Below are 8142 nucleotides of genomic sequence, written 5' to 3' on the forward strand. Positions count from 1 at the left end.
CACGAGGCCGCCCCCGTAGTGGGGACGGCCTCGTGTACGAGCCTGTTTTATCGCGTTTCGCGGTGCGCGGTGTGCGCGTTGCAACGCGGGCAGTGCTTGTTCATCTCAAGACGGTCCGGGTTGTTACGCCGGTTCTTCTTGGTGATGTAGTTCCGCTCCTTGCACTCCACGCAGGCCAGCGTGATCTTCGGGCGGACGTCGGTGGCAGCCACGTGAGTGCTCCTTGACGGACGGGACGGATGGTTTAACGCATAAAAGAGTAGCCGATCGAAGGACCGACCCCGCAATCGGCTACCGTTAGTAGCGGTGACCGGACTTGAACCGGTGACACAGCGATTATGAGCCGCTTGCTCTACCGACTGAGCTACACCGCTGCGATGCATGCGCTGCGTTGGACGCGTACACCAGAGCCCCAATGCGGAATCGAACCGCAGACCTTCTCCTTACCATGGAGACGCTCTACCGACTGAGCTATTGGGGCGAGCGAGGAAGACATTACACGGTCGCGCGCCGATCGCCCAAATCCGTTTCACGCCCCCACCCGCCGGGAACGATGCCGCGTTTCCGTGCCAGGCACATGAGCCCCTCGGGCCCCACCAGTACGACTATTTCGGCGGTCCTCGGAGCGCCTCTGTCGCAGTTCTAGGCTCGACCCACCTTGCGTGATCTTGTGACGCGACACGCGTCCTCGCCGAACCCCAGGAGCGCGATGCCCGACAGCCCCTCCCAACAGCCACCGTCACCCGGCGCGCCCGAGGGCTCCGGACTGTTGCTGAGCGGCGCCCGGCTCACCGACGGCCGGACCGTGGACGTGCGGCTCGACGGCGGGCACATCGACGCGGTCGGCACGGCCGGCAGCCTCACCGCGCGCGGCTCGCGCCTGGACCTCACCGGCTGCCTACTGCTCCCCGCCCCCGTCGAACCGCACGCGCACGCCGACACGGCCCTTTCGGCCGACTGCGAGGGCCCCGTCCCGTACGCCCCCGAGGACGTCCAGCGCCGGGCCACCGAGGGCACCCTGCTGCAGCTCGGCCACGGGGCCACCGCCCTGCGCTCCCATGTGCGGATCGGCGGCATGGAGGGGCTCGGTTCCATGGAGGCGGTGCTCCAGGCGCGGCGTTCGCTGGTGGGGCTCGCGGATCTGCGAACGGTGGCGATGCCCCGGCTGCTGACCGGGCTCGCCGGGGCCGACGGTCTCGCCATGTTGCGGGACGCCGTCAAAATGGGCGCCTCCGTAGTAGGCGGTTGCCCCGACCTGGACCCCGACCCAACGGGCTACGTAGAGGCGGTGCTTGAAGTCGCCGCCGAACACGGGTGTCCGGTCGACCTGCACACGGACGGAGCCGATCCAGTGCGGCTCGCGCGGCTCGCGGCGGCGGTGGGCGGGCTGCGCACGGGCGTCACGGTCGGACCGCTGGGCGGGCTCTCCCGGTTGCCGGAGGAAGCGGCACGGCCCGCCGTGGACCGGCTCGCGGCCGCCGGGGTGACGGTGACGTGCCTGCCGCAGGGAGGGTGCGCGGGGGTCGACGGGCGGGCCGTCGCGCCGGTGCGGCTGCTGCGGGCGGCCGGGGTGCCGATCGCGGCGGGCAGCGGGGCGCTGCGCGACGTCTCGAACCCTGTGGGGCGCGGCGACCCACTGGAGGCCGCCTACTTGTTGGCATCGCGCTACGGGATGCGGCCGGAGGACGCTTACGAAGCGGTGAGTTCGACGGCCAGGGCGGCGCTCGGCCTGCCGGAGGTACGCGTGGAGGCGGGATTCCCGGCAGAGCTGCTCGCGGTGCGGGGCGAACGGCTCTCGGGGGCGCTCTCCCTCGCGTACAGCCGGATCGTCGTGCACCGGGGGCGCGTCGTGGCGCGGACCAGCGCGGTGCGGGAGTACTGCGACTCGGCCGCCGTGGTCGCCCTGGATCTGCCGCGGCAGGGGCGGGCGGCCAAGTACGGCGGTGGGAGCCCCGCTTGAACACCCGTACGGGGCCCGGTCGCGCATGGTTGCACGGTGAACCGTCCGTCCCGGGCGTACCGTCGAAGACATGCGCATTGTCATCGCTGGGGGTCATGGTCAGATCGCGCTGCGGCTCGAGCGGTTGCTCTCCGCGCGCGGGGACGAAGTAGCGGGGATCATCCGCAGGCCGGAGCAGGGTGACGCCCTGCGGTCCGCCGGCGCGGAACCCGTCCTGTGCGACCTGGAGTCGGCGTCCGTGGAGGAGGTCGCGGCGCATCTGCAGGGTGCGGACGCGGCCATTTTCGCGGCAGGCGCGGGTCCGGGCAGCGGTGTCGGCCGAAAGGACACCGTGGACCGGGACGCCGCCGTGCTGTTCGCGGATGCCGCGGAGCGGGCCAAGGTGCGCCGCTACATCGTGGTGTCGGCGATGGCGGCGGACGCCGCGCACCAGGGCGACGACGTCTTCGACGTGTACCTGCGGGCCAAGGGTGCGGCAGACGACAACGTACGGCGCCGTACCGGGCTCGACTGGACGATCCTGCGGCCCGGTCAGCTGACGAACGACGCGGGGACCGGGCTCGTCCGTCTGGAGGCCTCGACCGGGCGCGGGCCGGTGCCGCGCGACGACGTGGCGGCCGTCCTGGCGGAGCTGGTGGACACGGCCGCCACGGCGGGGCTGACGCTGGAGCTGATCTCCGGCTCCACGCCGGTCACGGTGGCGGTGAAGTCGGTCGCGGGCAACTGAGTCGCGTACTCCCGCGAGGCTGCTGTACGGGCCTCAGAACAGCGGCATCTGGCCTGGCACGTGCGGGACCACGTACCCGTCGAGCGCGTCCTGGACGGCGCCCAGCTGGGCGGGGCGGCGGGAGCCGGGGCAGGAGACCAGCTCTCCCGCGGCGCGGGTGCCGGGCGGATCGTGGCGGGCGTAACGGCCTGCCACGACCGCGATCTCACGGCGGCATTCGGGGCAGTGTCGGCGGCGGGATGTGGTCGGCATGGGTTCAGTCTGCGTCGTGATCGCCGCGGGCACACGGTGAAACCCCCTCAGGAACGGCCCTGAGGGGGTTTCTTGCAGTGCGACGCGGCGTCAGATCCCCATGCACGGCACGGGCCAGCGGCGCATACGTGGCGGCAGCGCCACCGCCCATCCGTCCACGATCAGTGCGAGCCCTTCCTCGGCCAGGTGGCGGGCCGCCTCTTGGTGGGCGGGGGCGAGCGTGTCGAGCCGTGTGGCGTCGCTCAGCGTGTCGAACGCGGCGAGCAGATCGGGGTGGTCGAGCGTGAACCGCGCCGAGGCGGGGCGCTCTCGTCGGTCCATGATCGTGACGAATCCCGGACCGCGGCGGTGGTAGAGCATTCCGTAGGTGTGCTCGGCGCGCCAGGCCGCCAACTCGCCTGGCTCATCGGCCTGTTGGGTCGGAGGCGGAAGGTGGTGCAGCGTGCGGAGGTTATACGTAACACGGTCCGTGGGGGCGGCGCCGTCATACGTAACACCTGCCGCGCCCTCAGGAGCCCCGGATCCGTCATACGTATGACGCGGGACGCCGACCGCCTCCCAGTGGGTGCTCAGCCCCGCAGCCTGGCACTCGCGGAGGAACTGGACTGCCCGAGTGGTGGCGCGACCGTCGCAGGGCAGTGGCAGCGGCAGGGGCAGCGGCTCGCTCACGCGGACGCGGGTGCCGATGACGCGATGCGGGACGAGGGCGGGGAGCGCGGTCATCCGGAGGCCGCCGGGGCGGTCGGACCGGAGGGTTCGTTCGCGATGCGGATCGGCGCGGTGCGGGTCGGCAGGGACACGTAGGTGCCGGTGTCGCGGAAGAGGAGGCCGAACGTGACGGCCTGCGCGACCCACTCCCCCAGTTCCTCGGCCGGTACGTCGTGGCCCGCGTCGGCGAGTTTGCGCTGCAGGGCGGGTTCGCCGGCGCCCTCCTCCAGGATGCGCAGAGCGGCCGCCTCCCAGCCGTTGAACCAGTAGGTGCGGCGCGGCCAGCCCTCGCGGCGGTCGCGTACGAGGAGTGTGTTCTCGTCCTCGCCCGCCTGCTCCATGACGAGGGTCGACGAGGCGTGCTGGGCGCGCCATTGCGCCACGGCCCGCAACAGCCGGCCCTCCGTGTCGCCGCCGATACCGGCGTCCTCGGTGTCGAACAGGTAGACCAGATCGGCGAGTTCGGACTCCGGGAGCTCGTACACGTGCTGGTACATGTCAGCGGGGCGCCGCTTGCCGAAGCCCAGGGTGGGGTCGGTGAAGTGCGGGCTGAAGCGCTCCAGTTGGATGCGGAAGGCGCCGCTCGGCGGCTGGAGGTGCACGAGGGCGGGCATCTGGTCGAGCACGCGCGCGTAGTCGCGCACGGTCTCGCCAGGGAACCCGTAGAGGTAGTTCCAGGTGCAGGTGACCTCGTGGTTGTCGAACTCGCGCAGCGTGCGGATGTTGCGAGCGCCGGTGACGCCCTTGTCCATCAGGTCGAGGACGCGGTTGCTGAGACTCTCGATGCCGGGCTGGATCAGCACGACGCCGGCGGCGCCGAGTTGGGCGATCTGCTCCCGGTTGAGGTTGGACTTCACTTCGTAGTGGATCCGCAGGTCCCAGCCGCTGTCGGCGGCGAGCGGCAGGAAGTCCTTGAAGTACGCCATGTCGATGATGTTGTCGACGGTGACGATGTCGAGGATGCGATGGCGGCGCACGAGGTGTTCGATCTCGTCCCACAGCCGCTCGCCGGGCTTGGCGCGAAACGCCATGGTGCTGCCGTTGAGGCCGCAGAAGGTGCAGTGGTGCTTCTCGCCCCACCAGCAGCCGCGGGCTCCCTCCACAACCAGCTTGGGGTACACGTATTCGAGGACCGTCGACGCCTCGATGTCCGTCTGCCACTGGTCGTAATCGGGCGACGGTATGTGGGCCGGAGCCACCGTGCGCTGGGGGTCGGTGTTGGCCCGGGAGACGCCGCCGTCCCACCAGCAGAGGCCCGGGACGTCCTCGGGGGGCGTGCCCGAGTCCAGGTGGGCGAGGAGGGCCGGGAAGGCGTACTCCCCTTCGCCGCGCACGACATGGTCCACGTAGGGGTGGTTGCGGTGCAGTGCGTGACCCATGGGGCCCTCGCAGTTGCTGCCGCCGAAGACGACGGTCAACTTCGGGTGACGGCGCTTGAGCTCCCTGGCGAGGGCGAGGGACGCCACGTTCTGCATGAACGTGCTCGTGAATCCGACGACGTCGGGCTCGTGCGCCAGCACCTCGGTCGCGCAGCGCTCGATGTACTCGGCGGCATGGCGGCGCATCTCGAAGGCCGTGTCCAGGGTGTCGCCGGGCACACCGCGCTCGCGCGCATACGACCGCAGTTGTGCGGCTCCCCAGCCCTCGTCGTCGTAGAGGACTCCGGAGAACACCCAGTCGCCGATCCCATGGAAGATCGAGTCGCTGCCGATCGCCTCGTAGTCGCTGGGGCTCAGGCGACCGCCCGAGCGCTCGAGCAGCAGCTCCGCCCAGCGCAGCGAGCCGTGGAACTCGCGCACCTCGTCGGCCGGGCGGGCCTCGCGCAGCAGTTGGTGCAGCAGACCCACCTGAAGGGAGGGCAGGTCGATCGCGTGCCAGGGCATGGTCACCAGCCCAACGCGCATGACGTCCCGCCTCTTCTTGCCACCACAAGCCGGCTCACCCTATGAGCGCCCCATCCGCCGCACAAGGGCGTGCGGGCGGACCACATAGATCCCTCACACGTCCGCGCAATGTGATGCAGGTCACCGGGTTTCGATTCCATCGGAAAGATCACCGCCCGAACACGACGAAGCCCCCTCTGAACTGCGTAAACGCAGTTCAGAGGGGGCTTCCCCCAAAGTGTGGCGGCGCCAGGATTCGAACCTGGGAAGGCTGAGCCGGCAGATTTACAGTCTGCTCCCTTTGGCCGCTCGGGCACACCGCCTTGGGTTCGCTGCCCCGGGCCCCGCTTTGCGGCGGTGCTCGCTGGCAACGACGTAAACAATACCTGATGCACAGGGGTGCTTCGCCACCCGATTGATCGGCGGCCGGACGCGGCACGGTGGCTAGGCTGCTCTGGGTGCGACGTCCCCGGCGCGCAGCCCGAGCAGAACCCGGTCGGGACCCGAGCAGAACCCGACCAGTACCCGATCCACCCCCGATACAAGGAGCCACAGGACATGGCCGACTCCAGTTTCGACATCGTCTCGAAGGTCGAGCGGCAGGAGGTCGACAACGCACTCAACCAGGCCGCCAAGGAGATCGCACAGCGCTACGACTTCAAGAACGTGGGCGCCTCGATCTCCTGGTCCGGCGAGAAGATCCTGATGGAGGCCAATGGCGAGGAGCGGGTCAAGGCCATCCTCGACATCTTCCAGACCAAGCTGGTCAAGCGTGGGATCTCGCTGAAGTCGCTGGACGCCGGTGAGCCGCAGCTGTCCGGCAAGGAGTACAAGATCTTCGCCTCTATCGAGGAGGGCATCTCCCAGGAGAACGCCAAGAAGGTCGCGAAGACCGTCCGCGACGAGGGCCCGAAGGGCGTCAAGGCGCTGGTTCAGGGCGACGAACTGCGCGTCAGCTCCAAGAGCCGTGACGACCTGCAGTCCGTACAGCAGCTGCTCAAGGGCAAGGACTTCGACTTCGCGCTGCAGTTCGTGAACTACCGGTAGGACTGGACCGCCTACAGGGAAGCTTTGTAGCGGCCTACGTAAGCGAAGGGGCGGCACCCGACGGGTGCCGCCCCTCCTTGCTGCCGGCTGCAGCTCAGCGGCGACTGCGCGAGTTGCCGAAGAAGATGCGGTAGGCGACCAGGAGGACGAGGGCGCCGCCGATCGCGGCGACCCAGGTCGCGCCGTCGTAGAAGTCCGTGGATATGGGGCGGTCCAGCCAACGGGACGATATCCAGCCGCCGATGAAGGAGCCCGCGACCCCGATGAGGGTCGTGCCGACCAGGCCGCCCGGATCCTTGCCGGGCAACAGGAACTTGGCGATGGCACCGGCCAGCAGTCCAAGGATGATCCAGCCGATGATGCCCATGCCGCGTTCTGCCCCTCTGTAGTGCTGTGGCGCGTACTGCCTTGCCGTAGCGCCTTGTTACGTCATTCTTGCCGGGTCGCCGTGTGCGTCGACGCCCTGGCTCCCTGCTGCCCAGAAGGACGACAGGTAGGCATCGTGTGGTTGCACGAGCCCTTTAGTGTGCGGCACATGACACAGCCGGGAACTCCACTTCGCAGGGCGCTGGGTGTGCGGGACGCCGTCGTCGTCGGTCTCGGATCGATGATCGGGGCGGGTGTCTTCGCCGCGCTCGGGCCCGCGGCGCGGGCGGCCGGCACAGGGGTGTTGTACGCACTCGCGGTGGCTGCCGTGGTGGCCTACTGCAACGCGATGTCGTCGGCGCGGCTCGCGGCCGTGCATCCCTTTCCGGAGGCACGTACGTGTACGGGCGGGAGCGGCTGGGGCCCTTCTGGGGGTATCTGGCGGGCTGGGCGTTCGTCGTCGGCAAGTCGGCCTCGTGCGCGGCGATGGCGCTGACCGTGGGGACGTACGTGTGGCCGGGGCAGGCGCACGCGGTGGGAGTCACCGCGGTCGTGGCGCTGACCGCCGTGAACTGCTTCGGGGTGGAGAAGTCGGCCTGGCTGACGCGGATCGCCGTCGCGGTCGTGCTCGCCGTCCTGGCGGCCGTCGTGGTGGCGTGTGCGGGCTCGGGGAGCGCCGAGGGCGGGCGGCTCGGCCCGAGGCTCTCCGAGGGCGTGGGCGGCGTGTTGAGCGGCGCCGGGCTGCTGTTCTTCGCCTTCGCCGGGTACGCGCGCGTGGCGACGCTCGGCGAGGAGGTGCGGGATCCGGCGCGGACCATTCCGCGGGCGATCCCGATGGCGCTCGGGATCACCCTGGTCGTGTACGCCGCCGCCGTCGCCGTGCTCGGCGTGGACGGGCTCGCGCGGGCCTCGGCCCCGCTGGCCGACGCCGTACGGGAGGCGGGCGGCGACGGCCTCGTGCCGGTGGTGCGGGCGGGGGCCGCGGTGGCGGCGCTCGGGTCGCTGCTGGCGCTGATCCTGGGCGTGTCCCGGACGACGCTCGCGATGGCGCGGGACCGGCACCTGCCGGGCGCCCTGGCGGCCGCGGCACCCGCGCTTCCGGGATGAGTGAAAGGCGGTAGCGGGCATGGCCAAAGAACGGCGTGGGTGTGGAGTGACGGTGTGGCTGTCGGTGGACGTGCGTCAGCGCGCCTTGGCCT

8 protein-coding genes, 3 tRNA genes and 1 pseudogene are annotated in these 8142 nt (G+C 70.3%); 4 read left to right on the forward strand and 8 right to left on the reverse strand.

What is annotated here, in order from left to right; translation table 11 throughout:
• Window positions 1-47 precede the first annotated feature (47 nt).
• From rpmG to ABT004_RS19675, 3 genes are all read right to left on the reverse strand, one after another.
• A complete protein-coding gene (gene rpmG / locus ABT004_RS19665) occupies window positions 48-212 on the reverse strand; it encodes a 50S ribosomal protein L33 (protein WP_351338345.1) in 165 nt (54 codons plus the stop codon).
• A gap of 89 nt (window positions 213-301) precedes the next feature.
• A tRNA-Met gene (locus ABT004_RS19670) sits at window positions 302-374 on the reverse strand.
• A 34-nt stretch (window positions 375-408) separates the two neighbouring features.
• Window positions 409-481, reverse strand: a tRNA-Thr gene (locus tag ABT004_RS19675).
• A 228-nt stretch (window positions 482-709) separates the two neighbouring features.
• Here ABT004_RS19675 and ABT004_RS19680 point away from each other — a divergent pair.
• Together ABT004_RS19680 and ABT004_RS19685 are read left to right on the forward strand one after the other, a co-directional pair.
• Window positions 710-1960 (forward strand): amidohydrolase family protein, encoded by a 1251-nt coding sequence (locus tag ABT004_RS19680; RefSeq protein ID WP_351338348.1) that lies wholly within the window; start codon window positions 710-712, stop codon window positions 1958-1960.
• 70 nt (window positions 1961-2030) lie between these two features.
• A complete protein-coding gene (locus tag ABT004_RS19685; protein WP_351338351.1) occupies window positions 2031-2687 on the forward strand; it encodes an SDR family oxidoreductase in 657 nt (218 codons plus the stop codon).
• 33 nt (window positions 2688-2720) lie between these two features.
• On the opposite strand, the gene ABT004_RS19690 is transcribed toward ABT004_RS19685, so the two are convergent.
• From ABT004_RS19690 to ABT004_RS19705, 4 genes are all read right to left on the reverse strand, one after another.
• A complete protein-coding gene (locus ABT004_RS19690; RefSeq protein WP_351338354.1) occupies window positions 2721-2939 on the reverse strand; it encodes a hypothetical protein in 219 nt (72 codons plus the stop codon).
• 90 nt (window positions 2940-3029) lie between these two features.
• Window positions 3030-3662, reverse strand: coding sequence for a DUF5825 family protein (locus ABT004_RS19695; RefSeq protein WP_351338356.1), 633 nt, complete (start codon window positions 3660-3662; stop codon window positions 3030-3032).
• Entirely contained in the window at window positions 3659-5551 is a 1893-nt protein-coding gene (locus ABT004_RS19700) for a RiPP maturation radical SAM C-methyltransferase (RefSeq protein ID WP_351338358.1), read from the reverse strand. Before ABT004_RS19700 ends, ABT004_RS19695 begins: the two co-directional genes overlap by 4 nt.
• Window positions 5552-5771: 220 nt before the next feature.
• Window positions 5772-5853, reverse strand: a tRNA-Tyr gene (locus ABT004_RS19705).
• A gap of 235 nt (window positions 5854-6088) precedes the next feature.
• Here ABT004_RS19705 and ABT004_RS19710 point away from each other — a divergent pair.
• Window positions 6089-6577, forward strand: coding sequence for a YajQ family cyclic di-GMP-binding protein (locus ABT004_RS19710; RefSeq protein ID WP_351338360.1), 489 nt, complete (start codon window positions 6089-6091; stop codon window positions 6575-6577).
• Window positions 6578-6671: 94 nt separating this feature from the next.
• On the opposite strand, the gene ABT004_RS19715 is transcribed toward ABT004_RS19710, so the two are convergent.
• Window positions 6672-6944 carry a GlsB/YeaQ/YmgE family stress response membrane protein gene (locus tag ABT004_RS19715; RefSeq protein WP_351338362.1) on the reverse strand — a complete coding sequence of 91 codons (273 nt, stop codon included), beginning with the start codon at window positions 6942-6944 and terminating at the stop codon, window positions 6672-6674.
• A 168-nt stretch (window positions 6945-7112) separates the two neighbouring features.
• Here ABT004_RS19715 and ABT004_RS19720 point away from each other — a divergent pair.
• A pseudogene (locus ABT004_RS19720) lies at window positions 7113-8035 on the forward strand (APC family permease); the annotation flags it as partial.
• Window positions 8036-8142 lie beyond the last annotated feature (107 nt).

The organism is Streptomyces sp. NPDC002790 (assembly GCF_040295505.1).
In the GTDB taxonomy this organism is placed as follows: domain Bacteria; phylum Actinomycetota; class Actinomycetes; order Streptomycetales; family Streptomycetaceae; genus Streptomyces.

What these genes read in the sequence shown, in the direction of transcription:
- ABT004_RS19700 (WP_351338358.1), bottom strand. Translation starts at nt 5,551, where the DNA reads ATGCGCGTTGGGCTGGTGACCATGCCCTGGCACGCGATCGACCTGCCC.
- ABT004_RS19710 (WP_351338360.1), top strand. Translation starts at nt 6,089, where the DNA reads ATGGCCGACTCCAGTTTCGACATCGTCTCGAAGGTCGAGCGGCAGGAG.
- ABT004_RS19680 (WP_351338348.1), top strand. Translation starts at nt 710, where the DNA reads ATGCCCGACAGCCCCTCCCAACAGCCACCGTCACCCGGCGCGCCCGAG.
- ABT004_RS19685 (WP_351338351.1), top strand. Translation starts at nt 2,031, where the DNA reads ATGCGCATTGTCATCGCTGGGGGTCATGGTCAGATCGCGCTGCGGCTC.
- ABT004_RS19695 (WP_351338356.1), bottom strand. Translation starts at nt 3,662, where the DNA reads ATGACCGCGCTCCCCGCCCTCGTCCCGCATCGCGTCATCGGCACCCGC.
- ABT004_RS19715 (WP_351338362.1), bottom strand. Translation starts at nt 6,944, where the DNA reads ATGGGCATCATCGGCTGGATCATCCTTGGACTGCTGGCCGGTGCCATC.
- ABT004_RS19690 (WP_351338354.1), bottom strand. Translation starts at nt 2,939, where the DNA reads ATGCCGACCACATCCCGCCGCCGACACTGCCCCGAATGCCGCCGTGAG.